Below are 23552 nucleotides of genomic sequence, written 5' to 3'. Positions count from 1 at the left end.
CCATTGCACGTCGAATGACGCTTAGGCCGTGCATACACGGCGAAACCTTCCGCGCGATGCGACTAAGGCCAGGCCGACAAAACCGAGGATCGCCATGGCCCATGTTGACGGCTCCGGCACCGCTGTCTGGAGCGCAAAATTGTGCGTGGGACCGTGATCCAGGATGCTGCCGTCCACGCCGAGCGACCACAAGCCCGTTAGCTGCGTATTGAAAATGTAATTGTGAAGCCCGTTATGGAAATAGTCGGTCGGGGAGTAGAGATAAGCGGTCACGTCTGCCGGCCCGTGCGCGGAGATCTCGCCCGACAAGGAGGCCTCCGTGAAAGTGATGGCTGGCGTGAAAACGCTTGAGGAATAGACGAAGCTGACAAAGTCACCGGACGTCAGCGCCATACCGGGCGTGTAGCCCTGGAGGGTCAGATATCCGACGACTCCCGTACAATCGGAACAATCGGCCGTGAACTTGTAGACGGAGGCAAAGACACTGTGAGGCTGCAACCAGAGCACCGACAGCAGCAGAACTAGCCTCGCGCAAATCGATTTTGTCATTTGGCGTCCGATTGAATGCCAGCACGTACATCAAGCCGGTGAGAACGCGACCCTATCAGCGGACGAAACTGATCTCGTCACCCAACCGGGTGACACGTGCGTTCTGCCGGAGAGAATTATTGGTCGACCGAAGCTGCTGCAGATGCCTGGCGCCCCGCAACGCGCCGAAGGCGCTGTCGGCGGCTTGTCGGGCGCGGATCGGCTCTATCGCGGCGCGCGGTCCTGATGGCCATGGACGACACCGCAGAGCTGGCGGCCGCAGGTGCGGAAATGGCAGTCGGGATCGCCGGCGCAGCCGCCATAGACGAAGCTCATATAGGCCAGCACCGCGAGGGCGGTCACGCCGAGCAGCAGGCGGGTGGTGAGGTCCATGAGCTTTGGTGTCTCCGAACCGTGCGCCGGTTCGGCAGACGGAAACGCGCGCATGACGTTCTTCAAAAACCAAACCGCCCGCCTGCGGGATGCGCAGACGGGCGGCTCGGGGCCATCAGGACTTTGGGGGCATGCGCCTGAAGGCTTTGGGAGGCGTCAGCTTCAGATCAGCCCTGCGGCTGGTCGGTCGGCGGCGGGGTCGGACGCGTCTTGTGCTGGGCCATGAACTGGTCGAACTCTTCCTTGTCCTTGGCGTGACGCAGACGGTCGAGGAAGTTCTTGAACTCGACCTGCTCTTCCTCGAGCCGACGCAACGTCTCAGAGCGATATTCGTCGAAGGCGCGGTTGCCGGAGGACGGCGGGCCGAAGCCAAAGCCGCCGAAGCCGCGGCGCTCCATGCGGTCGCGCATGCGGTCCATCTTGTACTGCATGCGCTCCATCTTGTTCTGCCAGCGATCCGAATTGCTCCAGCACGACATTCTTCTGCTCCCGAGTGTGAAAAAGAGAAGGGCAAGTCCGATCGGCCACCAGATGATGAAGCCGAGAATGGTCACGGCAATCCAGCCAGGATGCCAGGGCGTATCGAGCATGCGGGGCCGCTCGTATTGTTGGTATTGGTCCGAGGGGCCGCGCCAGCGATTGACATCAGCGGTGTAGGCCATTTCCCTTCTCCATCACGGCATCAGCGCCGTTGTGAATGTAAATAACATTTACATAGCTAGACCATCCGGCGATTTTGTCAAGCTGGCGGCCTGACAGGCCCGCGGAATTATTTGCGCAACTTTATTTCGGCTTGCCCCAGGGGCCGCCCGGCGGCACGCCGGAACCGGAGGATGCCTCCGGGGGCACCGGCGGCGGCTCGGCGCCTTTCGCCTGTGGCCTGCGGTCGGTCGGGAAGCCGAGGCCGCGCAGATAGATCAGCACCTCGGCTTCGAGCAGTTCGTCCGGCGACATCGGCAGCTTGCGGCGCGCGGCGTCGCCGCGGGAGAACAGCGAGGCGACGCCATGCGCCATCGACCAGATATGCAGCGCCATCATCATCGCCGGCGGGCGCGGCGTGCCCGGAGGGGCAAGCGCCGCAAGCCGCTCCGCGGCGGCGCGAATGACGTTGAATGCGCGCTCGCTCGCGGCCTGCAGCGCCGGATTGGAATCCACCGGCAGCCCCGATTCGAACATCGCATTGTAGAAGGCGGGCTCCTCGCGGGCGAAGGCGAGATAGGCGCGGCCGACGCGCTCGAACGCGGTGACGGTGTCGGGACGCCCGTCGTCCCAGGCTGCGGTCAGCCGCGACTCGAACTGTTCGAAGCCGCGCTGGGCAATCGAGGACAATAGTTCGTCGCGGTCGCGGAAATGCCGGTAAGGCGCCGCGGCGCTGACGCCGGCCATGCGCGCCGCGTCGGCAAAGGTGAAGCCGGCCGCGCCCTTCTCGGCGATCAGCCCGAGGGCGGCCTGCAGAAGTGCTTCCTTCAGATTGCCGTGGTGATAGCCGCGCTCGGCGCGGCGCTGCTCCTTGCGCCAGCTCATGTGAACGACCTTTACATGAGCCGGGCGTGAAGGTCACTAGCAGGAATCGGGCGTGATTACCTGTGCCTTCCCGCCGTCCGGGCCCGGGATCGAGCCCGGACGTTCCCCTGGAGCTACATCTGCGGAATGGCCAGCACGGGCATGACCTCGATCGCCTCGCCGGGAAAGATCGCAAAATGCGGATGGTTCTCGAACAGTTTTGCGGCTTCCTCCTGCGAGGCGGCCCGCACCACCGTGAAACCGGTCAGCGCGTTGCTGACCTCGGTGATGCCGCTGGCGTCGATCTTGCGGGTCTTGCCCAGCGGACCGCCCATCTCGACGATGACGTCCTTGTGCTTCTCGACCCAGCCATGCCAGGCGGCCATGCCCTCGCGCTCCTTGGCCTTGCGTTCGGCCTCGGGAAGCGCGTGCCACGCCGCCGCTTTCGATCCGGACATGCTGCCGAGATAGACGGCGAGAAATTTGTGTTCGGCACTCATGGATATCTCCTCTGGTTGATAGGCTGAACAAATGGCGGACGCCGCCCTCTACGTCTTCAGGCCGCTGAAACCGGCGGCGGCGGCCTGCACCTCAGGCGAAAAATCGGCGATTTCCTGGACCTGACGAATCTCGATGATCTCGTTGGCCGAGGCCGGGCACTTGCTGGCCCAGGCGATCGCCTCATCGCGCGAGTCGACCTCGATCATCCAGTAGCCGCCCAGCACTTCCTTGGCTTCGGTGAAGGGGCCGTCGGTGACAACAGGCACGCCGGTCGAGAACGAGACGCGCGCGCCCATCGACGGCGGATGCAGGCCGTCCAGCGTGATCAGCACGCCGGCATCCTTCAGCGCCTCGTTGTAGCGCATCATCGCGGCAAAGCGTTCGGGATCGAGTTGCACGTCCGGCGGCGCGGCCTCGTAGCCGAGCGGGATCATCAGCATCATGAATCGCATGCGGTTCCTCACTAGCCTCATCGTTCCCTTGTAAGACGAACGACGCCCTCCAAAACCGACACGCTCGTGGAATTATTTCGGAGGTCATGCGGCGCGCCAGGCGGCGCCATGTGACCAAATGAGCGCTCGTCGCTTGCGCCGGACCAATGAAACTGTCATGCCGCGGGCGAGAAGCAAAGGACCGCATCATGACCTCCTCCCCCGCCAAAGTCGCCCTCGTCACCGGTGCCGCTCGCGGGATCGGGCTGGCGACAGTGAAACGCTTCCTCGCCGAGGGGTGGCGCGTGGCGCTGCTCGATATCGCGGGAGAGCTGCAGGCGAGCGCCGCAGCGGCGCTGAAAAATCCCGACGCCACACTGGCAATCACCTGCGACGTGTCGGACGCGGCCGCCGTGCGGGCCGCGATGGCCGCAGTCATGAGCCGCTTTGGTCGGCTCGATGCTCTCGTCAACAATGCCGGCATCGCCGTGTTCGCGCCGGTGCTGGAGACCGGCGACGACGACTGGGCCAGGATCATGGCGGTCAATCTCACCGGCCCGTTCCTGTGCACCAAGGCGGCCGCGCCGCTGATGCGCGAGCAGGGCGGCGGCGCCATCGTCAACATCACCTCGATCTCGGCGGTGCGGGCCTCGACGCTGCGTTCGGCCTACGGCACCAGCAAGGCTGGGCTCGCGCATCTCACCAAGCAGCTCGCAGTCGAGCTCGCCTCGCTCAACATCCGCGTCAACGCGGTCGCGCCGGGGCCGGTCGACACCGCGATGGCAAAGCAGGTGCACTCCAAGGAGATCCGCGCCGATTATCACGACGCCATTCCGCTGAACCGCTACGGCCTGGAGGAGGAACTGGCGGAAGCGATCTACTTCCTGTGCTCGGAGCGCGCGAGCTACATCACCGGTCAAATTTTGGCCGTCGATGGCGGCTTCGATGCGGCGGGCATCGGCCTGCCGACGCTGCGTGGCGAGCGGCGGAACGGGTAGGAACCTTGTAGGGTGGAGTGCTTCATGCGACGCGTCACCTTCCTCAAAGTCCTGGCGCTCGCAGCCGCCCTGCTCGCCGCCGTACCGGCGCGAGCCGAGATCCGCATCATCCAGAGCCCCGGCGGACAGGTCGGACCGTTCCTCGATCTGTTCGAGAAGGTGCGCGCGAGCGGCGAGCGCGTGGTGATCGACGGTCCTTGCCTGTCGGCCTGCACGCTGGTGCTCAGCATCGTGCCGGGCGAGCGCATCTGCGTCACCAAGCGCGCCGTGCTCGGCTTCCATGCCGCGCGTTCGGTCGATCGGCGCGGGCGCTTCTATGCCGAGCCGGAAGCATCAGAAGCCGTGCTCGAGGCCTACCCAGGCCCGGTCCGCGACTGGATTAGCCAGCGCGGCGGCCTCACCTCTCGATTGCTCTTGCTTAAGGGGCGCGACCTCGCCGCGATCTATCCACGCTGCCGATGACGGCAGGAGCGCACTCGCAACGGCTGGCTAACGCAACGTGCCCACAAGGAGCACGGCCCGTCACAAGCCGGCTACTGTTCTAGTGGAAAACGACGTGGATCACTGGCGCGAGCTTTAAGCTCGCGCAGATCAACATTCCCCACAAAGCAAAATTGATCTGTAGCGCCGCCGCCATCGGTCGCTCCCTTCCCAGTCGCGTCCACCCTAATTTGTAGTTATTATGAATATAGTTACTGATTCCGCCGGAAAGTGCACAGCCTATTCTTGCGCCAGTTGTTGTGCGATGCGATCCGCACCGCGTCACGAAGCCGCTCACGCGGTTCTCACGATGCGACGCGCGTGCACGAATCTCCTTTCGGCCATGCTGACGACGTCGTTTTCCCTCAAGTCCGAGGTAAGCGTCGCACTGCAATGTTTTCCGCGCCAATTCGCCTGGCGCACCGCATGGCAGGCCCGGCATGGCTCGACACATTCTCGTCTTGCTCAGTTTTTGCGCAGCGCTCGCGGGATGCGCAAGCGCGCCGGCGGCCGAGCGCCGCCCGATTGCGTGGGATGGACTCGGTCAGGATCCCAACCGTCCTGCGGTCGCAAAACATCGCCTTGCCAATCCCCCTGCGCGGGAAAGCGATCCCAATCTGGAGCGGCAAAGGGTGCTGGCCACGCTGCGCCCCTATTCCGACGCGTGGTGGGCCGTCAACGACGAGATCGAGGCCGAGAACGACAGGCAACTCGAATCGAAGCTCGTGATCTGCCGCAGTTGCGTCACACAGCCACCGATCGAGGACACGACCGGATCAATCCGCTGACATTGTGGCGGGTGACGCTCTTCGGCGCGGCACCCTCTCCTGCAGCTATTGAACACTCAAGAGAGGGCTTCGCCGCTCGGCAGATGTCGTCCACGCTCACATGCCTTCGGCCGGGCAGTTCACCATCCACGGGATGCCGAACTTGTCGACGCACATGCCAAATCCCTTGGCCCAGAACGTCTTGCTGAAGGGCATGGTGACGATGCCGCCATCGGCGAGCGCGTTGAACTTACGCTCTGCCTCCGTGGGGTCCATGACCGTGAGCGAGATCGAAAAGCCCTGCGGCTTGTGAAAATGCTCAGGCGGCGTGTCAGAGGCCATCAGCACGGCGCCGCCGGGCAGGGTCATCCGCGCATGCATGATGGTTTTCTCGCGACCGGCTGGCCCCGGAGGCATATCCGACGGCGGCGCTTCCGAGAGGCGCATCATGGCGTCGATCTTGCCGTCGAGCACCTTGGCGTAATAGTTGAAGGCTGCTTCGCAGGTGTCCTGATAGAACAGATAGGCACTGAGCATCGCTTCTCTCCTCTTTGTGTCCTCGATCGCCCTTGGTCGCACCTTGGGCCGTTCCTTGGGCCGTTCTTTGGGCCGTTGCTGGCGCTACTTCTCGGTGAGCTTCTTCAGGCTGGCGAGGCCGGATTCGAAATCCTTGCCGATCATGCTGTCCATGTTGATGAAGACCTGCATCACCTTGGACATGAAAGGCGCCGGACCGTACATCGCCCATGTGACGAGTGTGGCATCGCCTTGCGGCACAAAAGTGAACTCAGCGGTGTTGTGACCCTCGAAGGGGCGCAGGAAATCGAGCTTGATCCGAAGCTTCGACGGCGTGTTTGCTTCGAGGATTTCCATGTGGCCGGCGCCGACATTGTTGTTGCCGTCCCAGGCATAAGTCGCCCCCTTGCCTGATGCGGTTCCGCCGAAGGTGCGCTTCATGGCGGGGTCCCGGTCCTCGTAGGGTGACCAACTGGTCCAGAAGTGGAAGTCGGCAACCACCGGATAGATCGCATCGGCCGGCGCCTTCACGGCGAGCGAGCGCTCGACACGGAACGTGTCCGGCTTGGTGAGAGCGAAGACGAGAACGCCCGCGATTCCCACCGCGAGCACGACGGCAATGATGGCAACAGCTTTCAGCATGAACGGCTCCCTTGATACAGGAATAAGACGAAGGGGAGCGGCGTGGCCCGACAAATGACGGAACGATTTTTTAGACAGGTTGCCCTATTTCGTTTTCACACTCTGCCGCGCACTGCCTTCGCCGGCCTTCGGCTGGTTGTCCCGGATCAGGCGATCGATGTGCATGCGGATGTGGGCGGCTTCGGCCGAGGTATTGGCGAGCGCGATGGCACGGTCGAAGGCGATGCGGGCCTCGTCGTTGCGGCCGAGCTGCATCAGGAAGGCGCCGCGCACGCCGTAGAAATGGAAGTAGTTGGCAAGCTTCGGCGCCAACGGCTCGATCAGGTCTAGCGCGGCCTGCGGCCCGCGGACCTTGGAGACCGCGACCGCGCGGTTGAGCGTCACCACCGGCGAAGGCTGCACCACCTCCAGTGCACCGTAGAGCAGGTCGATCTGGGTCCAGTCGGTCTCGTCAGGCGTCGCTGCGCGCGCATGCAGCGCGGCGATCGCGGCCTGGATCTGATAGGGACCGCTGCGGCGGTGGCGCATCGCCTTGTCGATCAGCGCCAGCCCCTCCGCGATCATGGTGCGATTCCAGAGCGAGCGATCCTGGTCGTCGAGCAGGATCAGCGAGCCGTCTTCGGCAAAGCGCGCGGCGCTCCGCGCATGCTGTAACAGGATCAGCGCCGTCAGCCCCATGATCTCCGGCTCGCTCTGGAATAGCCGCAACAGCAGCCGCGCCAGCCGGATCGCCTCCTCGCACAGCGGTTTTCTGGTCTCGGCCGTGTCGCCGCTGGCCGAATAGCCTTCGTTGAAGATCAGATAGATCATCGCGGCGACCCCGGCGAGCCGCTCCGAGCGCTCGATCGCGCCCGGCGTCTCGAACGGAGTCCCGGCCTCGGCGACCTTGGCCTTGGCGCGGGTGATGCGCTGCTCCATCGCGGCCTCCGAGACCAGGAAGGCGCGCGCGATCTGCTTCACGGTGAGGCCGGAGACGATGCGCAGCGCCAGCGCGATCTGCTGCGTCGCCGGCAGTTGCGGGTGACAGCAGATGAACATCAGCCGCAAGATGTCGTCGCGATAGTGCGAGCCGTCGAGCCGTTCGGCAAGCGCGCCTTCAGCGTCGTCGAGATCGGAGATCGCCTGGTCGTCGTCCGGCAGCGGCTGCTGCTTGCGGTTGCGCCGGACCTCGTCGATGGCGACGTTGCGGCCGACCATGATCAGCCAGGCCGCGGGATCGCGCGGTGGCCCGTTCTGCGGCCAGCTCTTGAGCGCGCGCAGGGACGCGTTCTGGAACGCCTCCTCGGCCGTATCGAGATCGCGGAAATAGCGCAGCAGCGCGCCAACCGCCTGGGGTCGCGCCGAAGTCAGCGCGGTCTCGATCCAGGCGGTATCCGTGTCGCTCACGCCGAAATCCCTCCGGGCCGGAATACGCCGACGGGACGCACCTCGTAGGCGCCGCCGGGATTGGCGGCGCCAAGGTCGCGCGCGACGTCGAGCGCATCGTCGAGATTCTTGCAGTCGACAATGTAGAAGCCGAGCAGCTGCTCCTTGGTCTCGGCATAGGGGCCGTCAAGCACGAGCGGCGGGTCCTCCTTGCGCAGCGTCGCCGCCGCGGTGGTCGGCAGCAGCCGGGCCACCGGTCCGAGCCGACCCTGCTGGGTCAGCCTCTCCTGCACCACGGCGAGCTTCTTCATCACGGCCTCGTCCTGGTCCTTGCTCCAGGAGCCGACGAAGTCTTCGTCATGATAGCAGAGGATCGCATAAAGCATGGGCAGCACCTTCCCTGAACGCTTGTTTTGAAGACGATCCACTATGCCCTGCCCCGACAGGGCTGCGGAAATAATTTGCGAGAAAAATCCGACAGATCGTGCCAAGGAGGGCCTTCAAAAGCGGAACCCGACGAGGCACTTCGAATGAGCAAAGGCACACTGGCCGTCCTGATCAACAGCACGCAGCAGAACTGGCTGCCGGAGCGCTGGAAGGCCCGGTTCGACGCGGTCTGCAATGGCCGCCGCGTGGTGCTGCTGCCGGATGCCTCGCTCGATCCGGGCGAGGTGCATTATGCCGCGGTCTGGAAGCCGGTGCCGGGCGACCTCGGCGCCTTCCCGAACCTGCGGGCGATCTTCAATCTCGGCGCCGGCGTCGATGCGCTGATGGCCGACGGCAGCCTTCCCAGCGTGCCGCTGGTGCGCGTCGCGGTCCCTGACCTCACCAACCGCATGACCGAATATGTCGTGCTGCACGTGCTGATGCACCACCGCCAGGAGCTGTATCTGCGGGAGTCGCAGCGCGCCAGGCGCTGGGAGCCGAAATATCAGTGGCCGGCGAGCGCCATCACCGTCGGGGTCATGGGCCTCGGCACGTTGGGTGCCGATGCAGCCGACGTGCTGCGGCGGCTCGGCTTCCGCGTCGCCGGCTGGAGCCGCAGCCCGCGCACGATCGCCGGTGTCGAGTGCTTCCATGGCGCGGCGGGCATGGACGCATTCCTGCGCAAGACCGACGTCCTGGTATCACTGCTGCCGCTGACACCCGATACGAACGGCATCCTCAACCGCGACGTCTTCGCCAAGCTCAACCGCACGAGCCCGCTCGGCGCGCCCGTGCTGATCAATGCCGGCCGCGGCGGCCTGCAGAACGAAGCCGATATCCTCGCCTGCCTCGACGACGGCACGCTCGGCGCCGCCTCGCTCGACGTCTTCGTGCAGGAGCCGCAACCGGCGGACAGCCGCTTCTGGACCCACCCCAAGGTGCTGCTGACCCCGCACAACGCCGCCGACACCGACGCGGATGCGATCTCGGCCTATGTCGCCGAGCAGATCGCAACGTTCGAGGCGGGCGGCGCACTGGAGAACGTAGTGGACCGCGCGCGCGGGTATTAAGGCTCGCCCGCTGAAAAGCTTGGGGTCGTCCTGGCTTTCGCCAGGACGACGTTGAGGAGATAGTTCGCACGACAGATACGAGGTCGGCTCGACGACAGCCTATCGCTTGCCACCCACCATTACATCAATCGCGCCCGTGACGATCGCCTCCAGCTCCTTGCGCGGCACGCGCGCGCGAGAGCGGATGGCGATGGTGTGGACGGTCGCGGATGCAAGCTGGGCCAGCACCGACGGATCAGCGCTCGCCGGCAGCTCGCCCTTTTCCTTGGCGCGGCGGAAGCAGTTCGCAAAGGCCTTGTCGAGCTCGGTCAGTCCATCGAGCACCATGGCGCGGATCTCGGGATCGCCGACCGCTTCCGACGCTGCCGTCACCACCGTGAAGCAGCCGCGCGGGCCGGTCTCGCCGGACAGATAGATGTTCAGCGCGGACGCAAAGATGCGCTCCAGCCGCTGGCGCACCGGCATCTCCTGACGAAAGATCTCGGCCATCGATGCGCGTGCGTCCTCGCGGTAGCGCTGATAGCTCTTGATGTAGAGCTCGCGCTTGTCGCCGAAGGCACTGTAAAGGCTCGGCCGGTTCATGCCGGTGGCCTCGCTGAGATCGTCGAGCGAGGTCGATGCAAAGCCCTGTCTGCGGAACAGGTCGAGCGCCTTGCCAAGGGCGATGTCGGGTTCGTAGGCACGTGGCCGGCCGCGGCGTTTCGGTTCGGCGGCAGCAGCTGGCGGCTTTGCTTTTTGTACCATATCGCAAGTTAATCCTTGACCGACCCCATATTATGCAAGACAGTACAAAAATCAATCTGGCCAGGTTGAGCGACACTCACTCAGAGAAACGGCCCAAGGAGGCACCAGATGGATCTCTATTTCTCGCCGCTCGCCTGCTCCATGGCGACGCGCGTCGCGCTTTATGAAGCCGGCGCTGATGCGACCTATCTCGAAGTCGATCCCCCGACCAAGACGGTGCTGAAGGACGGCTCCGACTTCCGCGCCGTGAACCCGATCGGGCTGGTGCCGACGCTGCGGACCGACGAGGGCGTGGTACTGACCGAGAACGCCGCGATCCTGCAATATGTCGCGGACCGCTTCCCGCAATCCGGGCTCGGCGCCACGCAAGGCATCGCGCGTACACGGCTGCATCAATGGCTCTGCTTCATCGGCACCGAGCTGCACAAGGGCCTGTTCATCCCCGTGCTCGACCGCAAGGCGTCGCAGGAGGTGAAGGCCTATATGCTGGAGAAGAACCTGTCGCGGCTCGACTATCTCGACAACTACCTGAAGGGACGCGAGTTCCTGCTCGACCATTTCAGCGTAGCCGATGCCTATCTCGTCACGGTCATCAATTGGACCATGGCGACGCCGCCGATCGAGCTCGCGAAGTGGCCGAACGTGAAGGCATATTACGAGCGCCTGCGCCAGCGGCCGTCGATCGCCAAGGCGATCGCGGAGGAGTTCGAGCTGTACAAGGCCGAACTCGCGCGCAAGAAGGCCGCGGCCTGAACGACCAGATCAAGACGTTGCCCCGGCCTCGCCGGGGCGACATCCTTAGCCGTAGAGCACCCGCGGCAGGATCGTGACGATGCCTGGCCAGAGCGTCAGCAGCAGCACGAAGCCGACCATGATGATCAGATACGGCATGGTGACGCGCGCGATGTAGCCGAGGCCGTCCTCGGTCAGGCCCTGGATCACGAACAGGTTGAAGCCGACCGGCGGCGTGATCTGCGCCATCTCGACGGCGAGCACGAGGAAGATGCCGAACCAGATCTCGTCGAAGCCGGCGCCCTTCACGATCGGCAGCACGATCGGCAGCGTCATCACGATCATCGAGAAGCCGTCGAGGAAGCAGCCGAGGATGAGATAGAAGATGATCAGCACCACGATCAGCATGAAGGGCGACAGGCCGAGCCCTTTGACGAAGGCAGCCACCGCCTGAGGGATGCCGAGGAAGGCTGCGGCATTGCCGAGGATCGAGGCCCCCAGCACGATCAGCGCGATCATCGAGCACGTGACCACCGAGCCGATCAGCACGTCGCGCATCACCTGCTGCGACATCGAGCCTTGCGCCCAGGCAACCAGCCCGGCGCCGAGCACGCCGACGGCGGCGGCCTCCGATGGCGTCGCGAGCCCGCCATACATCGAGCCGAGCACGCAGGCGATCAGGAACAGCGCCGGCGCGAGATCCTTCAGCGCGGCGAAGCGCTCGCCCCACGGTACCTGCGAGAGCTTGGCTTCCGTCTCCGGCACCATCGAAGGCTTGAGCGAGGTGTGCAGCATCACCCAGCCCATGAAGGTGGCGGCCAGGAGCAGACCGGGCAGCACGCCGGCGGTGAAGAGCTTGAGAATGGAGACATCGCCGAGCACGCCGTAGATGATCATAATGTTGGACGGCGGGATCAGAAAGCCGAGCGTGCCGGCGCCGGCGAGCGAGCCGATCGCGATGTCGCGCGAATAGCCGCGGCGGAGCAGCTCGTTGAGCGACATGCGGCCGATCACCTGCGTCGTCGCCGCCGACGAGCCCGAGATCGCCGCGAAGATGGTGCAGCCGATCACGTTCACATGCAGCAGGCGGCCCGGCAGCAGCCCGGCCCAGGGCGCAAGGCCCTGGAACAGCGAGCCCGACAGGCGGGTGCGGAACAGCAATTCGCCCATCAGGATGAACAGCGGCAACGCCAGCAGCTCCTGGGTCGTCAAAATGTTCCAGGCGTATTGCGGCAGCAGCTTGTCGAGCGGGATCGAGCGGAACATCGCGAGCAAGAGCGTTGCGGTGAGCGCAAGGGTCAAGCCGATCCAGACGCCGCCCGCCAGCAGCGCAAACAGAATCCCGAACAGGGCGACGACTTCGATGGTCATGCGAGCTTGAATCCGATGGCGAGCAAGGCGGTCATTCGACGGGGGAAGCCTTCATGCGGTGATCCTCGAGCGGCAGGCCGAGCACGGCCTGGATCGCACGCGCCAGGAACTGGAGCGTGAGCAGCAGCATGCCGAAAGTGACGACGGCTTCCGGAAACCACAGCGGCGTGTCGCTCGAGGTCGAGACCTGGCCGCGCGTATAGGCGCCGAAAGCGAACTTCGCCATCGATGATGTCAGGAAGGCCATGAAGGCAAATCCGGCGGCGGCGGAGAGGATCTCGATCGCGCGCTGCAGCGGCGGCGGCACGTTCTTGAGCAGCAGCACCACGCGGATGTGACCGCCGACGCGCAACGTCATGGCGGCGCCGAAGGTGAAGGACGCCGCCATCAAATAGGAGGAATATTCCCAGGCGATCGAAATCGTCGGCGGGAAGAACGACAGGAAGTTCGAAAGGAAGCGGGTCGCGACCTCGCACAGCATCAACAGCGTCAGGGTCAGCAGGCAACCGCCGCCGATCCAGCCGTCGAGTCGTCCGAGGCGGTCGATGGCATCGAGCAGCATGCGCAGCGGCGCCGGCGCCGCCGCGTTGAGGCTCTGCGCGGCCTCGGGTGAAACGCTGGTCACCGCTCGTCCCTCAGCCGCGCTTCATTTCGGCGAGATAGGCCCGCACCGGCTTGTCGGCCGCCGGCACGCGCTTGAGGAAGGCATCCAGCTGCGGCGCGGTCTTGGCCCGGATGTCCGTCATCATGGCGTCCGAGACCGGCACCACCTCCATGCCGCCCTCCTTGAGGCGGTTGAGGCTGTCGACATCGGCCTTGAGCGAGTTAGACCAGAAGCCGGGCTCCATCTTCGCTGCGATATCGGCGACGAGCTTCTGCTGGTCGCTGCTCAGCGCCTTCCAGGAATCGAGATTGACCGTGAGCATCTGCGACGACCAGACATGGTTGGTCGGGTAGATGTATTTCAGGAACTCCCAGAACTTGCCGTCGACGCCCGACACGGCGGAGGTGGAGACGCCGGAAACGGCACCCGACGCAAGCGCGGGGATCGTCTCGCCCCAGGGGATCATCACCGGCGCCATGCCGACCACGGCCAGCATGTCCACGGCATTCTTGTCGGGGACGCGGATCTTGATGTTCTTCAAGCCCTCGACATCGGCGACCTTGACCTTGAGATGCAGATACTGCGTCGGCCACGGCACGATATAGAGGATCTTCTGGTTGTTGCGCGCGGCGACCTTTTCGTATTCCGGCCGCACATATTTGTGCAGCACCTTGAGCTCGTCCATCGAGCCGCACAGGAAGGGGATGCTCTCGACGCCCATGAAGGGCTCGTCGCCGACCTGCTGGATGTTGAGGACGTCGGCGAGCGGCACCAGGCCGTCGCGGACGGCGCGCAGGTGCTCCGGGCCCTTGAAGCCGAGCTGGCCGCCCGCCTTCACGGTGATCGCAACCGCACCATTGCTCTGTTTCTTCACCTCTTCAGCGAAGGCCATCGCATTCTGGGTGTGGAAATTGCCGTCGGGCCAGACCGTCGACATGTCCCAGCTCACCGTCGCCGCCCGTGCACGGGTCGAGATGTGACCGGCGGCAAGCAACGTCGCTGCACCCGCGGTGAAATTCCTACGCGTGATCATCTGCCCCTCCGTTTGCTACGCGTGCGACGCCTGATACGTCACCGCGCATACCCGTAGACTGCGACTGCGTTGTCCGACGACACAAGGCCGCTCGCGACGTCGTCGTTGACGGCCGCGCGGTCCCGCTCCCGGGGATCGCCGATGCCGGCGCCGCCCGGTGTCAGCACCACTAGCCGGTCGTCCGGCGGCACCTGCTGAAAGCCCTTGCCACGCAGCTTCTTGCCGGACTTGAGGCCGACATAGCCGGCCTCGCCATCCCGGCCGCCATCGCGGCCGCGCGGCGGATGATCAATGCGATCGAACGCCGCCAGGATGTCGAACGGCGCGTCGACGCCGCTGCCGACCTCGATGATCTGGCCGAGGCCACCGCGCGTACGCCCTGCTCCGCCGGAATCCGGCCGCAGCTCCTTGCGCCAGAAGATCAAGGGCGTCTGCGTTTCTGCAATCTCGACCGGGGTGCCGCGCACGCCGCTGGGATAGGCGGTGGCGGAAAGGCCGTCCTTGCCGAACCGCGCGCCGGTGCCGCCATTGGAGGTCACCGCCATCGAGAACCCGTAATTGCCGCCGACGCCCGACCGGGTCTGGCCGCGCACGTTGAGATTCCACAGGCACGAGGTGCCCTCGGCGGGCACGCGCTCCGGAATGATCTGGCGCAGGCAGCCGAACACGACGTCCGGCAGCATCTGGCCGATGATGTGGCGCGAGGCGACCGGCGCCGGCTTCGGCGCATTGAGAATAGCACCTGAAGGCGCCGACACCGTCAGCGGCGACAGCGAGCCGGCATTGTTCGGAATCTGCGAGGCGACGACGCAGCCGAGGCCGAACACGGTGTAGGCCGTGGTGTAGGACAAGGGCACGTTGATGCCGAACTTGGAAGCCGCAGAGGTGCCGTCGAAATCGACGTGGATGCCGCTATCCGAGATCGTGAGCGTCGCCGCCAGCGTCACCGGCGCGTCGTAACCATCGACCACCATGGTGTTGCGCCAGCTGCCCTTCGGCAGCTTGGCGATCTCGGCGAGCACCGCTTCGCGCGAGCGGTCGCAGATGTAGTCGCCGAGCTCGTCGAGCGTGTCGATGCCGAACTCGGTCATCATCTCGACCAGACGCTCGCAGCCGACGTCGTTGCAGCCGGCCAGCGAATAGGTGTCACCTTCGGTATCAACAGGCAGGCGCGTGTTGGTGCGGATCATCGCCATCAGCGTCTCGTTGACGACGCCCTGGTCGATCAGCTTCAGCATGGGGATGTAGAGCCCTTCCATGAACACGTCGGTGGCGTCGGGGCCGAAACCGATGCCGCCGATGTCCATGAGATGGCTGGTGCAGGAGAACAGCGCGACGACCTTGCCGTCCTTGAAGCAGGGCGTGGTGACGACGAAGTCGTTGAGATGGCCGGTGCCCATCCACGGATCGTTGGTGATGTAGGCGTCGCCCTGCTTCATCGTCTCCAGCGGGAAATGATTGATGAAGTGCTTGACCGATTCCGCCATCGAGTTGACGTGGCCGGGCGTGCCGGTCACCGCCTGCGCCAGCATGCGCCCCTTAAGGTCGAACACGCCGGCCGAGAGGTCGCCGCATTCGCGCACGATCGGACTGAAGGCGGTGCGGAGCAGCACCTGCGCCTGCTCCTCGACCACGGCGATCAGCCGGTGCCACATGATCTGGAGGTCGATCAGGCTCGCGCCTTTTGCCTTGCTCATGATCAGGCTGCCTTCCGTTCCATGACGATGCTGCCCGCACCGTCGATATGGGCATCGAAACTCGTCGAGACGAAGGTGGAGGTTTCGTCCTCGGCGATCACCGCGGGGCCCGCGATGGTCGCGCCAGGCGCCATGTCCTCGCGGCGGTAGAGCGGGATCTCGATCACTTCGCCTGCGCGGCCGTCGAAGAACTTGCGGCTGCCCGAGGCTTTCGCGGCCGGCTTGCGCGCGACGGCGGCGACGACAGATGGATTGCGCGCCTCCGTCGTCGCGAGCACCGACCAGCTCAGCACCTCGATCGCCGCGCCCGGGATCGGCCGCTCGAACATCGCCGCATAATCCGCCTCGAACTTCTGGCGGAGGCCTGCAAGATCGGCCGATGTCAGCGGCCGGTTCGGCAGCTCCACCGTGATCTCGTGGCCCTGGCCGACATAACGCATGAAGGCGGCGCGGCGTTCGCGCACCGGCGCGCCGGCAGCGCCGGGCTCGACCAGCGCGCGCGCTTCGGTCACCATCTCCTGCAACAGCTCGGACACGGCCTTGGTGTCGAAATCGTCGAGCCGGACGTGACGGCTGCGCACCAGCTCATAGGCGATGGGAGCTGCGAGGAATCCGACCGCCGAGCCGACGCCGGCATTCGAGGGCACGATCACACGGGAGACGCCAATCTTCTCGGCGACACGGGCCGCATGCAGGGGCGCCGCGCCGCCAAAGGCGATCAGGGTGTGCTGACCGACGATCTCGCCACGTTCGACCGCATGCACGCGCGCCGCGCTCGCCATGTTCTCGCAGACGACCTCGTGCACGGCATAGGCCGCGGTCTCCGCCGACAGGCCGAGCGCATTGCCGACGCTGCTCAGCAGGGCCTTCTTTGACAACTCCGGATCGAGCTTGATCGTGCCGCCGGCAAAGGCGTCGGGGTCGATCATGCCGAGCGCGACGTCCGCATCCGTCACGGCCGGGCGCTCGCCACCACGGCCGTAGCAGGCGGGGCCCGGCTCCGACGAGGCGCTCTCAGGGCCGACGGTGACGCGTTTCATGGCGTCGACATGGGCAATCGAGCCGCCACCGGCGCCGATCTCGACCATCTCGATCACGGGAATGCGCACCGGCAGGCCGGAGCCCTTCAGAAAGCGCGCCGCGCGATCGACCTCGAACACGCGCGAGGTCTCCGGCTGATACTTTTCGATGAGACAGATCTTTGCAGTGGTGCCGCCCATGTCGAAGGAGAGCACCTTGCTCTCACCGAGACGCGCCGCAATCTGCGCCGCGAAGATGGCGCCGCCGGCGGGACCGGATTCGACGAGGCGCACCGGAAAGCGCCGCGCCGTCTCGATCGAGGTGACGCCGCCGCCCGACGTGACGAGATAGATCGCGCCGCGAAACTGCTCGATCTGCAGCGCCTCCGCCATGCGCGCGAGATAGCCGTCGATCAGCGGCTGCACATAGGCATTGGCAACGGCGGTCGAAGTGCGCTCATATTCGCGGATCTCGGGACAGACAGCCGACGACACCGTCACGGAGACGCCGGGCATCTCCTCACCGATGATCGCAGCCGCGCGACGCTCGTGCTCGGGATTGGCATAGGAGTGCAGGAAGGCGATCGCGACGCTCTCAACCTTCAGTTCGCGCAATTTCGGCGCGAGTGCTCGCACCGCCGCCTCGTCCAGCGGGAGCCGAACGGCACCATGAGCGTCGATGCGCTCCGGCACGGTGAAACGCAGGCCGCGTGGCGCCAGCGGCTTCGGCTTGTCGATGGTGAGGTCATACTGGTCGTAGCGACTCTCGGTGCCGATATCGAGCACGTCGCGAAAGCCATCGGTTGCAATCAATGCCGTCTTTGCGCCGCGCCGCTCGATGATGGCGTTGGTCGCGAGCGTCGTGCCGTGAATGAAGACGTCGATGTCGCTGATATGCGCGCACGCATCAGTCAAAATGAGACGCATGCCGTCCAGCACCGCCTGTTCGGGCCGCTGCGGCGTCGTCAGCACCTTGCGGGTTTTGCGCACCTCGCCCACGTCAAGCACGATGTCGGTGAACGTGCCACCAATATCCACGGCAAGCCGCACTTCGGCTCCCTCAAGCATTCCAAATTCTCCGGCTGATCGTCAAAACTCAGGGCGAAAACGCAGCAATTTCCATGCCATCGAGCACGTGAAAGCGCGACACCGAGCTATTCTGCTTGGCACCTATGCAATAGGCAAGACGTGTTGGTCCGGCGTCAGATCAGAGCAGGAATGCAAGCGCTGCCTCGCAGCGCTCCTCGACCTTCAGCGTCAGCAGATCGTCGGCACGGGTGCGTCCGAGATTGACGGCGGCGATCGGGATTTGCCGGCGCGCCGCCGCCTGCACGAAGCGAAAGCCGGAATAGACCATCAGCGACGAGCCGACGATCAGCATGGCGTCGGCCTGCGACAGATGGTCCTGCGCGGTCGCGACCACGTCGCGAGGGACGTTCTCGCCGAAGAACACAACGTCAGGTTTGAGGATGCCACCGCAAGCCTCACAGGGCGGCACCCTGAACGACGAGAAATCGGCATGGTCCAGATCGGCATCGCCATCGGGCGCATCCGCAGCGTCGAGCGTCAGCCATTCCGAATTGGCGCGGGCGAGCGTGTGCTGGAATTCGCTCCGCGGCGTCTTCCGGCCGCAGCCCATGCAACGGACGAGATCGAGCCTCCCGTGCAAATCGATCACCTGACGATGGCCGGCGGATTGATGCAACCGGTCGACGTTCTGGGTCAGCAGCATCTCGCAGCGTCCACTCGCCTCGAGCCGGGCCAGCGCATGATGCGCATCGTTCGGCCGGGCCTGTCCGAACCGCCGCCAGCCGATCAGGCTGCGCGCCCAATAGCGCTGGCGCGTCGGCTCTTCCGTCATGAAGGCCTGAAAATTGACCGGCTGAGTCCGCTTCCAGTTGCCGTTTCGGTCGCGATAGTCGGGAATGCCCGAATTGGTGCTGCAGCCGGCACCGGTCAGCACGAAGAGCTTTTCGTGTCGTTCGACGAATTCCTGGAGCGGAGGGTTTGCCATGGCGCAGATGTAATCTGCGCCGCGACATTTTGCCAGATCAACCGTGCTCGGGGGGTGCGAAGCCGGCGACGAGCTTCACGAGCTCACTCTGCCGTGCGGTGCCGGTCTTGCGGAACACGTTGTGGAGATGAGTCTTGACGGTCGCCTGCGTCAGTCCGAGAGCCTCCGCCAGCGCCCTCACGCCGCTCACCTTCATGACGGCATCGAGCACGCGGATCTCGCTGGCCGTGAGCTTGTACATCCTGGCCAGCGCCTCGAGTGGCGGCGGACTCGCCAACGAAGTCTTGCGGACGAAGACCGCAGCGACGGCAGAATGCAGCGCGCCGGCGCGCTGCCGATCGCCCGAGGTCAATGGCAGCACATCCGCAAACCAGCGTCCATGCGAGTTGACGATCGGAATTGAGCCGCCGCGATCAGCGGTCGCGTTGCCGTTCTCGGCGGCGAGAAGCGCATCACGTAGCGCGCGATGAGCCTCGGGTGACAGCGCCATCAATGCGCCGTTCCGTTCGCCCACCAGGACCGCCTCGTCAAGCATGAGACGAGCCGGCTGATTGGTAAAGACGAGACGTCCGGCGGGACCCACCAGAAAGACGGCCGCCGAGACATGATCGAGCGTCTCGGTCAGGACGGCCTGCGACGTCCTGCCCTGGTCGAATAACCGCCCGATCGCGACCGCGCGCTGAAAATGCGGAACGAGCAGCCCGAGCCTGCGACGATCGTCGGCGTCGGCAAGGCCGTCCTCTTCGTGCATCCGGACCGCAAGGACGGAGGCGCTGGTTGCGCTCTTCTCCAGATTGGTGCCGAGCGCATCGATGATGCCCTGTGGCTTCATCCACTCCGCGTAGAATCGGGTCTCCACGATCTCCTCGAAGGGAATGAGGTCGGTGGATCCCCACACGACGCCGGCCTCGATAAACGCGCCGGCCGGAAAACACGGATTGAGGGGAAGATATTTTTCGAAATAGAGCTGAGTGTAGTGCGGATCCTCGTTGAACATATGCAACGCCGCGGATTCCTCCGTGGCTGCATCGTGCCAGAACAGGGCGCCCGAGGAGCCGCCGACGAACAGACAGGCTTGCCCGAGGGCATGCGGCCACAGAGCGGGATCGAGCGCCGCGTCGTAAATCAGGCCGATGAGCTCCGACAGCCGAGCAGCTTCAGACGTCACGGCCAACTTTCATCATTCCAAACGACATGCAGGGCATTGGCGCCTTCAGTAACACTCTACCACAAGATTGCTGACGCCTGCAAAACGTCGTGCGCGCGAATTTTAAAGGCACGCTGCATGCCGAAGCGGCAAGAGTCCTCCTCCCTGCCACGCTCGATGGTGCGCGACGATCGCAGCAATGAAGGCGGCATCGGCTATTTTGCAGAAACGGCCGGTTTCGGCGGTGCGGCCTGCCTCTGCGAGACGACAGCCTTCTCGGCCGGAGGCTCAGGCGCTACCGGCGCGGACTGTCCGACCGACAACGATACGCCGAACACGCGCCATTGCCCTTCGACCGGCGCAAACAACAATTCGAAATTCACCTGGGAGGGCACCGATGGAAAAAATCCCGCCATGTGCAGAAATCCATTCGGCTCGATCTGCGGCAGCAGCGACAATTGCGGATCGATCACCGCCACACCGGAGAGGTCCAGCTTCTCGCCGCGCTGCTTGGCGAAGATCTCCGCGAGCTTCGCTGCGGTGTTGACCTGGAATCCGGGCGCGCCGAGATCGCGCAGCACGGTATAGTTCCCGGTCTTGTTGGCATGGTCGAGTGCGAGCAGCGTCGAGCGGATCAGCATCAGCACGCCATTGCGGTCGATGTTCGCCGGCTTGGCCGTCGGTTGCTGCTGGGGTGACGTCTGGTGCGGCTGCGCAGGCGTTTGCTGTGCGGATGTTGTCACCGCGCCGAGGATCAACAGCCCGACGACCGGAACACCAAGTCCAGCACTCAGCCAGCGCAGCGTCATGACAAGCGCGTCATTGCTACCACTGGATCGACATGGCACCACGGCCACCGGCAACGTTGCGTTCCAATCCGATACCGCCGCCGGCATTAGCGACGACCGCAAAGCTCTTGCCTTCGTACAGCAGGGCGGTCGCGCCGAGTGCGAAGGCATTGGCGCCTTCGAAATTGCCATAGCCGGCCGAGAGCGCGAATTTCCGCCCTGCTTGGAGTGCCGGCATCGAGCCGGCCGCCAGCGCGACGGCGGTGCCAGTGCGCGCCTCGAGCCTGTTGTCCATCACCTGCGACTGCAACGAGGTGACTTGCGATTGCAGGGACGCGAACTGCGACTGCAAGGAGGTGAGGCTCGCCGGATTGAAGCTCGATGTGGCGAGGTTGCCGGCCGCGTCGGTGGTCACAAAGGAGACCGGGCCGCTCTGCGCCGCAAGACTCGTCGCCGACGCGACGCCCGCCAGACGATAGGTACTGCTCGCTGTGCCAACCGCGACCTGATTGGCGGCCGTCGCCGTCGCGCCTGAGCCGATGGCGGTGGAGTTTGCAAAGCCTGCAGAGGCGCCCGTGCCGATCGCGGTCGCCGTATTGGATGTCGCAGCGGCTCCGGTTCCCAACGCGATTGAAGATAAACCGGATGCGACGGCGCCATTCCCCATCGCCGTCGAAGAAACGCCCGCCGCGCTACTGCTGACGCCGATCGCGATCGAGTTATCGCCGGTGGACCGTGCAGCCGCGCCGCCGCCCCCGTCACCGCCGCCGATTGCCACGCTGTAGCTGCCGCCAGAATAGCTGTTAGCCCCGACCGCGGTGCCGTATTGGCCCGTAACATTCAGGTCGGCGTTGGCGTTGGCACCGATGCTGGTGACGCCCGCGACCGTCAGACCAAACAAATGGCTCCCGGCCAAAAAGCCTAGCGAAGTCCCATCGGGCCCTGCCGTCGAGAGCTGACCGATCGCCGTCGCGGGTTGAGCGTTGGTACCTTGCGCAAGCGCACCCGCGCCGCAAGCAAGATCCTGACTGCCTGTCGCAGCTCCGGGCGCCCCCGCACTGACGACACAGGTTTGCCCCGCCGACGCAGGCCTAACCATCGTATAGCCCATCACCGACACCGCAACCATGCTGGCTGCGAAGCCTGCCCTGCTGGAAAGGCGGCCGACACGTGCACCTAACGTGATCAGATCTAAAATGGCTTCGGCAGCATCAGACATTTGCGTCCCTTGCTTGGCGGAGTCCGATTCGGTCGGACCACGAAATTCGCCCGAGCCGGAAGCCGCTCACAAGCATCCGTCGCGCAGAGCCAAGGTGGAACGAGATCGCAGACGGTGCATCCACCGTTGGGTTGAGGTCGCACGGAAGCATCGGCAGTGCTTTCCGCTTTTTGCCGACTGTTACCCGACTACAACATATACGTGTTCCGGAACCTCTAACTTGCCCAATTGTCCCGGAACTCGGGGAACAGCGTCAGTCCCCCACATGCATAGATGGTCTGCCCGGTGATGTAGCTGGCATCGTCCGAGGCGAGGAAGGCGAATACGGCGGCCATCTCTTCCGGCGTGCCGACACGGCCGAGCGGAATGTGGCTGGTAACGGTATCGCGTTTCTCGGAATCGCCGGTCCAGGCCGCGTTGATTGGCGTGTCGATCGCGCCGGGGCCGACGGCATTGACGCGAATGCCGCGTGCGGCAAACTCCAGCGCCAGCGTACGGGTCAGGCTGGCCATGCCGCCCTTGCTGATCGAATAGGCGAGATAGCCCGGTTTTGGAACGATCTGGTGAACGCTGGAGCAGTTGATGATGCAGCCAGCCGCGCCGCGTGCGACGAAATGCGCCAGCGCCTTCTGTGCGCAGAGCACGGCGCCATTGAGATTGACGTCGATGATGCGGCGATAGGTTTCGATATCGAGCGCCTCGCTCGGCGATTCCCGCTGGAAGCCGGCATTGTTGACGAGACAGTCGAGGCGCCCCCAGCGCGCGAGGATGGTCTCGAACATCGCGCCGACCTCCTGCTCATTGCTGACGTCGGCCTTGACGATGACATGGTCGAGCTTGCCGTGACCGCGATCACTCGATCCCGTTCTGACAAGCGCAAGCGTCTCCTCGGCCTTGCCGGGATGATCGACATAGTTGATGGCGACGGCCGCGCCTTCCTGGGCGAGCCGGACGGCAACGGCACGGCCGATGCCCTGGGAGGCACCCGTCACCAGCGCATATCGGCCGACGAGGCGTGACGGAAAGGTGGTCGAGAGGTCGGTCTGTGGCATGAGTTTTCTCCGGGATGTCTCATCATGGATGGAACCGAGATTTTGTTCCGTCCCGCTGACGCAGCGCTGGGATTCATTCCGCGCGGCGCGCGATTGGCGAAGTCAGGATCTGGTACAGGATGATCGCGCCGAAGGTCGCGGTGCCGATTCCGCCGATCGTGAACGCGCCGAATTTGAGCGTGAGGTCACCGGCGCCCGCGGTCAGCGCCACGGCGACCGTGATCAGGTTGGCAGGATCGGCGAAGTCGACCTTGTTCTCGACCCAGATCCGGCCGGCCATCGCCGCGATCAATCCGAACAGCACGATCGAGAGGCCGCCGATGACCGGACCCGGGATCGACAGGATCAGCGCGCCGAATTTCGGCGAGAAGCCGAGCGCGATCGACACGGTCGCCGCAAACGCAAACAGCAAGGTCGAATAGACCTTCGTCGCCGCCATGACGCCGATGTTCTCGGCATAGGTGGTGACACCGGTACCGCCGCCGCAGGCCGCCACGATGGTCGCAAGACTG

Annotated in this window: 27 protein-coding genes; 5 read left to right on the top strand and 22 right to left on the bottom strand. The window is 64.7% G+C overall.

Annotation, left to right across the window (positions count from 1 at the left end; all coding sequences use genetic code 11):
* Window positions 1–21: 21 nt before the first annotated feature.
* From G8O24_RS36905 to G8O24_RS36880, 6 genes are all read right to left on the bottom strand, one after another.
* The gene (locus G8O24_RS36905) at window positions 22–549 is read right to left on the bottom strand and encodes a PEP-CTERM sorting domain-containing protein (protein ID WP_188107436.1); all 528 of its coding nucleotides are present in this window, start codon (window positions 547–549) and stop codon (window positions 22–24) included.
* Between the two features lie 204 nt (window positions 550–753).
* The gene (locus G8O24_RS36900; RefSeq protein ID WP_188107448.1) at window positions 754–975 is read right to left on the bottom strand and encodes a hypothetical protein; all 222 of its coding nucleotides are present in this window, start codon (window positions 973–975) and stop codon (window positions 754–756) included.
* Window positions 976–1088: 113 nt separating this feature from the next.
* Window positions 1089–1583: a DUF2852 domain-containing protein gene (locus tag G8O24_RS36895; RefSeq protein WP_188107435.1), complete on the bottom strand. Its 495-nt coding sequence runs from the start codon at window positions 1581–1583 to the stop codon at window positions 1089–1091.
* Window positions 1584–1704: 121 nt separating this feature from the next.
* On the bottom strand, window positions 1705–2445 hold the full coding sequence (locus G8O24_RS36890; RefSeq protein ID WP_188107434.1) for a TetR/AcrR family transcriptional regulator: 741 nt from the start codon (window positions 2443–2445) through the stop codon (window positions 1705–1707).
* Between the two features lie 113 nt (window positions 2446–2558).
* Entirely contained in the window at window positions 2559–2924 is a 366-nt protein-coding gene (locus tag G8O24_RS36885) for a YciI family protein (RefSeq protein WP_188107433.1), read from the bottom strand.
* A gap of 48 nt (window positions 2925–2972) precedes the next feature.
* Window positions 2973–3377, bottom strand: a complete 405-nt coding sequence (locus G8O24_RS36880; protein ID WP_188107432.1) for a YciI family protein — start codon at window positions 3375–3377, stop codon at window positions 2973–2975.
* Window positions 3378–3565: 188 nt separating this feature from the next.
* Between G8O24_RS36880 and G8O24_RS36875 the strand changes: the two genes are divergently transcribed.
* The 3 genes from G8O24_RS36875 to G8O24_RS36865 all read left to right on the top strand — a co-directional run bounded on the left by G8O24_RS36875 (window position 3566) and on the right by G8O24_RS36865 (window position 5622).
* The gene (locus G8O24_RS36875; protein WP_188107431.1) at window positions 3566–4354 is read left to right on the top strand and encodes an SDR family NAD(P)-dependent oxidoreductase; all 789 of its coding nucleotides are present in this window, start codon (window positions 3566–3568) and stop codon (window positions 4352–4354) included.
* A 24-nt stretch (window positions 4355–4378) separates the two neighbouring features.
* Entirely contained in the window at window positions 4379–4816 is a 438-nt protein-coding gene (locus tag G8O24_RS36870) for a hypothetical protein (protein WP_188107430.1), read from the top strand.
* A 458-nt stretch (window positions 4817–5274) separates the two neighbouring features.
* Window positions 5275–5622 carry a hypothetical protein gene (locus tag G8O24_RS36865; RefSeq protein WP_188107429.1) on the top strand — a complete coding sequence of 116 codons (348 nt, stop codon included), beginning with the start codon at window positions 5275–5277 and terminating at the stop codon, window positions 5620–5622.
* Between the two features lie 96 nt (window positions 5623–5718).
* On the opposite strand, the gene G8O24_RS36860 is transcribed toward G8O24_RS36865, so the two are convergent.
* The 4 genes from G8O24_RS36860 to G8O24_RS36845 all read right to left on the bottom strand — a co-directional run bounded on the left by G8O24_RS36860 (window position 5719) and on the right by G8O24_RS36845 (window position 8510).
* A complete protein-coding gene (locus G8O24_RS36860; RefSeq protein ID WP_188107428.1) occupies window positions 5719–6138 on the bottom strand; it encodes a VOC family protein in 420 nt (139 codons plus the stop codon).
* Between the two features lie 84 nt (window positions 6139–6222).
* A complete protein-coding gene (locus tag G8O24_RS36855) occupies window positions 6223–6759 on the bottom strand; it encodes an SRPBCC family protein (protein ID WP_188107427.1) in 537 nt (178 codons plus the stop codon).
* 84 nt (window positions 6760–6843) lie between these two features.
* Window positions 6844–8145 carry an RNA polymerase sigma factor gene (locus G8O24_RS36850; protein ID WP_188107426.1) on the bottom strand — a complete coding sequence of 434 codons (1302 nt, stop codon included), beginning with the start codon at window positions 8143–8145 and terminating at the stop codon, window positions 6844–6846.
* Window positions 8142–8510, bottom strand: coding sequence for a YciI family protein (locus G8O24_RS36845; RefSeq protein WP_188107425.1), 369 nt, complete (start codon window positions 8508–8510; stop codon window positions 8142–8144). The genes G8O24_RS36850 and G8O24_RS36845 overlap by 4 nt, the downstream gene beginning before the upstream one ends.
* A gap of 144 nt (window positions 8511–8654) precedes the next feature.
* Here G8O24_RS36845 and G8O24_RS36840 point away from each other — a divergent pair, with 144 nt between their 5' ends.
* Window positions 8655–9620, top strand: a complete 966-nt coding sequence (locus tag G8O24_RS36840; RefSeq protein ID WP_188107424.1) for a 2-hydroxyacid dehydrogenase — start codon at window positions 8655–8657, stop codon at window positions 9618–9620.
* Window positions 9621–9719: 99 nt separating this feature from the next.
* On the opposite strand, the gene G8O24_RS36835 is transcribed toward G8O24_RS36840, so the two are convergent.
* Entirely contained in the window at window positions 9720–10364 is a 645-nt protein-coding gene (locus tag G8O24_RS36835; protein ID WP_188107423.1) for a TetR/AcrR family transcriptional regulator, read from the bottom strand.
* Between the two features lie 108 nt (window positions 10365–10472).
* Here G8O24_RS36835 and G8O24_RS36830 point away from each other — a divergent pair, with 108 nt between their 5' ends.
* Complete coding sequence (locus tag G8O24_RS36830; RefSeq protein WP_188107422.1) at window positions 10473–11117, top strand: glutathione binding-like protein; 645 nt, start codon at window positions 10473–10475, stop codon at window positions 11115–11117.
* A gap of 45 nt (window positions 11118–11162) precedes the next feature.
* On the opposite strand, the gene G8O24_RS36825 is transcribed toward G8O24_RS36830, so the two are convergent.
* The 11 genes from G8O24_RS36825 to G8O24_RS36775 form a co-directional block, all read right to left on the bottom strand.
* Window positions 11163–12467, bottom strand: coding sequence for a TRAP transporter large permease (locus G8O24_RS36825; protein ID WP_188107421.1), 1305 nt, complete (start codon window positions 12465–12467; stop codon window positions 11163–11165).
* A gap of 31 nt (window positions 12468–12498) precedes the next feature.
* On the bottom strand, window positions 12499–13092 hold the full coding sequence (locus G8O24_RS36820; protein ID WP_188107420.1) for a TRAP transporter small permease subunit: 594 nt from the start codon (window positions 13090–13092) through the stop codon (window positions 12499–12501).
* A 10-nt stretch (window positions 13093–13102) separates the two neighbouring features.
* Entirely contained in the window at window positions 13103–14104 is a 1002-nt protein-coding gene (locus G8O24_RS36815) for a TRAP transporter substrate-binding protein (RefSeq protein WP_188107419.1), read from the bottom strand.
* A 38-nt stretch (window positions 14105–14142) separates the two neighbouring features.
* Window positions 14143–15801, bottom strand: coding sequence for a hydantoinase B/oxoprolinase family protein (locus tag G8O24_RS36810; RefSeq protein ID WP_188107418.1), 1659 nt, complete (start codon window positions 15799–15801; stop codon window positions 14143–14145).
* Window positions 15802–15803: 2 nt separating this feature from the next.
* The gene (locus tag G8O24_RS36805; protein ID WP_188107417.1) at window positions 15804–17888 is read right to left on the bottom strand and encodes a hydantoinase/oxoprolinase family protein; all 2085 of its coding nucleotides are present in this window, start codon (window positions 17886–17888) and stop codon (window positions 15804–15806) included.
* Window positions 17889–18027: 139 nt separating this feature from the next.
* Window positions 18028–18834: an NAD-dependent protein deacetylase gene (locus G8O24_RS36800; RefSeq protein ID WP_188107416.1), complete on the bottom strand. Its 807-nt coding sequence runs from the start codon at window positions 18832–18834 to the stop codon at window positions 18028–18030.
* Window positions 18835–18871: 37 nt separating this feature from the next.
* Window positions 18872–20002, bottom strand: coding sequence for a helix-turn-helix transcriptional regulator (locus tag G8O24_RS36795; protein WP_188107415.1), 1131 nt, complete (start codon window positions 20000–20002; stop codon window positions 18872–18874).
* Between the two features lie 194 nt (window positions 20003–20196).
* Window positions 20197–20790, bottom strand: coding sequence for a hypothetical protein (locus G8O24_RS36790; protein ID WP_188107414.1), 594 nt, complete (start codon window positions 20788–20790; stop codon window positions 20197–20199).
* 16 nt (window positions 20791–20806) lie between these two features.
* Window positions 20807–21988 carry a hypothetical protein gene (locus G8O24_RS36785; RefSeq protein WP_188107413.1) on the bottom strand — a complete coding sequence of 394 codons (1182 nt, stop codon included), beginning with the start codon at window positions 21986–21988 and terminating at the stop codon, window positions 20807–20809.
* 215 nt (window positions 21989–22203) lie between these two features.
* Window positions 22204–23040 carry an SDR family oxidoreductase gene (locus tag G8O24_RS36780; RefSeq protein WP_188107412.1) on the bottom strand — a complete coding sequence of 279 codons (837 nt, stop codon included), beginning with the start codon at window positions 23038–23040 and terminating at the stop codon, window positions 22204–22206.
* 73 nt (window positions 23041–23113) lie between these two features.
* On the bottom strand, window positions 23114–23552 hold a 439-nt coding region (locus G8O24_RS36775; RefSeq protein WP_283815632.1), incomplete at its 5' end, for a solute carrier family 23 protein.

This window comes from Bradyrhizobium campsiandrae (genome assembly GCF_014529705.1).
GTDB lineage: Bacteria > Pseudomonadota > Alphaproteobacteria > Rhizobiales > Xanthobacteraceae > Bradyrhizobium > Bradyrhizobium campsiandrae.
Note: the sequence above shows the minus strand (reverse complement) of the source record. Positions and strands in the feature narration are given on the sequence as shown.

Bases quoted from the DNA above. Each gene is read 5' to 3' on its own strand.
- G8O24_RS36905 (WP_188107436.1), bottom strand. From the start codon at position 549: ATGACAAAATCGATTTGCGCGAGGCTAGTTCTGCTGCTGTCGGTGCTC.
- G8O24_RS36900 (WP_188107448.1), bottom strand. From the start codon at position 975: ATGCGCGCGTTTCCGTCTGCCGAACCGGCGCACGGTTCGGAGACACCA.
- G8O24_RS36895 (WP_188107435.1), bottom strand. From the start codon at position 1,583: ATGGCCTACACCGCTGATGTCAATCGCTGGCGCGGCCCCTCGGACCAA.
- G8O24_RS36890 (WP_188107434.1), bottom strand. From the start codon at position 2,445: ATGAGCTGGCGCAAGGAGCAGCGCCGCGCCGAGCGCGGCTATCACCAC.
- G8O24_RS36885 (WP_188107433.1), bottom strand. From the start codon at position 2,924: ATGAGTGCCGAACACAAATTTCTCGCCGTCTATCTCGGCAGCATGTCC.
- G8O24_RS36880 (WP_188107432.1), bottom strand. From the start codon at position 3,377: ATGCGATTCATGATGCTGATGATCCCGCTCGGCTACGAGGCCGCGCCG.
- G8O24_RS36875 (WP_188107431.1), top strand. From the start codon at position 3,566: ATGACCTCCTCCCCCGCCAAAGTCGCCCTCGTCACCGGTGCCGCTCGC.
- G8O24_RS36870 (WP_188107430.1), top strand. From the start codon at position 4,379: ATGCGACGCGTCACCTTCCTCAAAGTCCTGGCGCTCGCAGCCGCCCTG.
- G8O24_RS36865 (WP_188107429.1), top strand. From the start codon at position 5,275: ATGGCTCGACACATTCTCGTCTTGCTCAGTTTTTGCGCAGCGCTCGCG.
- G8O24_RS36860 (WP_188107428.1), bottom strand. From the start codon at position 6,138: ATGCTCAGTGCCTATCTGTTCTATCAGGACACCTGCGAAGCAGCCTTC.
- G8O24_RS36855 (WP_188107427.1), bottom strand. From the start codon at position 6,759: ATGCTGAAAGCTGTTGCCATCATTGCCGTCGTGCTCGCGGTGGGAATC.
- G8O24_RS36845 (WP_188107425.1), bottom strand. From the start codon at position 8,510: ATGCTTTATGCGATCCTCTGCTATCATGACGAAGACTTCGTCGGCTCC.
- G8O24_RS36840 (WP_188107424.1), top strand. From the start codon at position 8,655: ATGAGCAAAGGCACACTGGCCGTCCTGATCAACAGCACGCAGCAGAAC.
- G8O24_RS36835 (WP_188107423.1), bottom strand. From the start codon at position 10,364: ATGGTACAAAAAGCAAAGCCGCCAGCTGCTGCCGCCGAACCGAAACGC.
- G8O24_RS36830 (WP_188107422.1), top strand. From the start codon at position 10,473: ATGGATCTCTATTTCTCGCCGCTCGCCTGCTCCATGGCGACGCGCGTC.
- G8O24_RS36825 (WP_188107421.1), bottom strand. From the start codon at position 12,467: ATGACCATCGAAGTCGTCGCCCTGTTCGGGATTCTGTTTGCGCTGCTG.
- G8O24_RS36815 (WP_188107419.1), bottom strand. From the start codon at position 14,104: ATGATCACGCGTAGGAATTTCACCGCGGGTGCAGCGACGTTGCTTGCC.
- G8O24_RS36810 (WP_188107418.1), bottom strand. From the start codon at position 15,801: ATGAGCAAGGCAAAAGGCGCGAGCCTGATCGACCTCCAGATCATGTGG.
- G8O24_RS36805 (WP_188107417.1), bottom strand. From the start codon at position 17,888: ATGCTTGAGGGAGCCGAAGTGCGGCTTGCCGTGGATATTGGTGGCACG.
- G8O24_RS36800 (WP_188107416.1), bottom strand. From the start codon at position 18,834: ATGGCAAACCCTCCGCTCCAGGAATTCGTCGAACGACACGAAAAGCTC.
- G8O24_RS36790 (WP_188107414.1), bottom strand. From the start codon at position 20,790: ATGACGCTGCGCTGGCTGAGTGCTGGACTTGGTGTTCCGGTCGTCGGG.
- G8O24_RS36785 (WP_188107413.1), bottom strand. From the start codon at position 21,988: ATGTCTGATGCTGCCGAAGCCATTTTAGATCTGATCACGTTAGGTGCA.
- G8O24_RS36780 (WP_188107412.1), bottom strand. From the start codon at position 23,040: ATGCCACAGACCGACCTCTCGACCACCTTTCCGTCACGCCTCGTCGGC.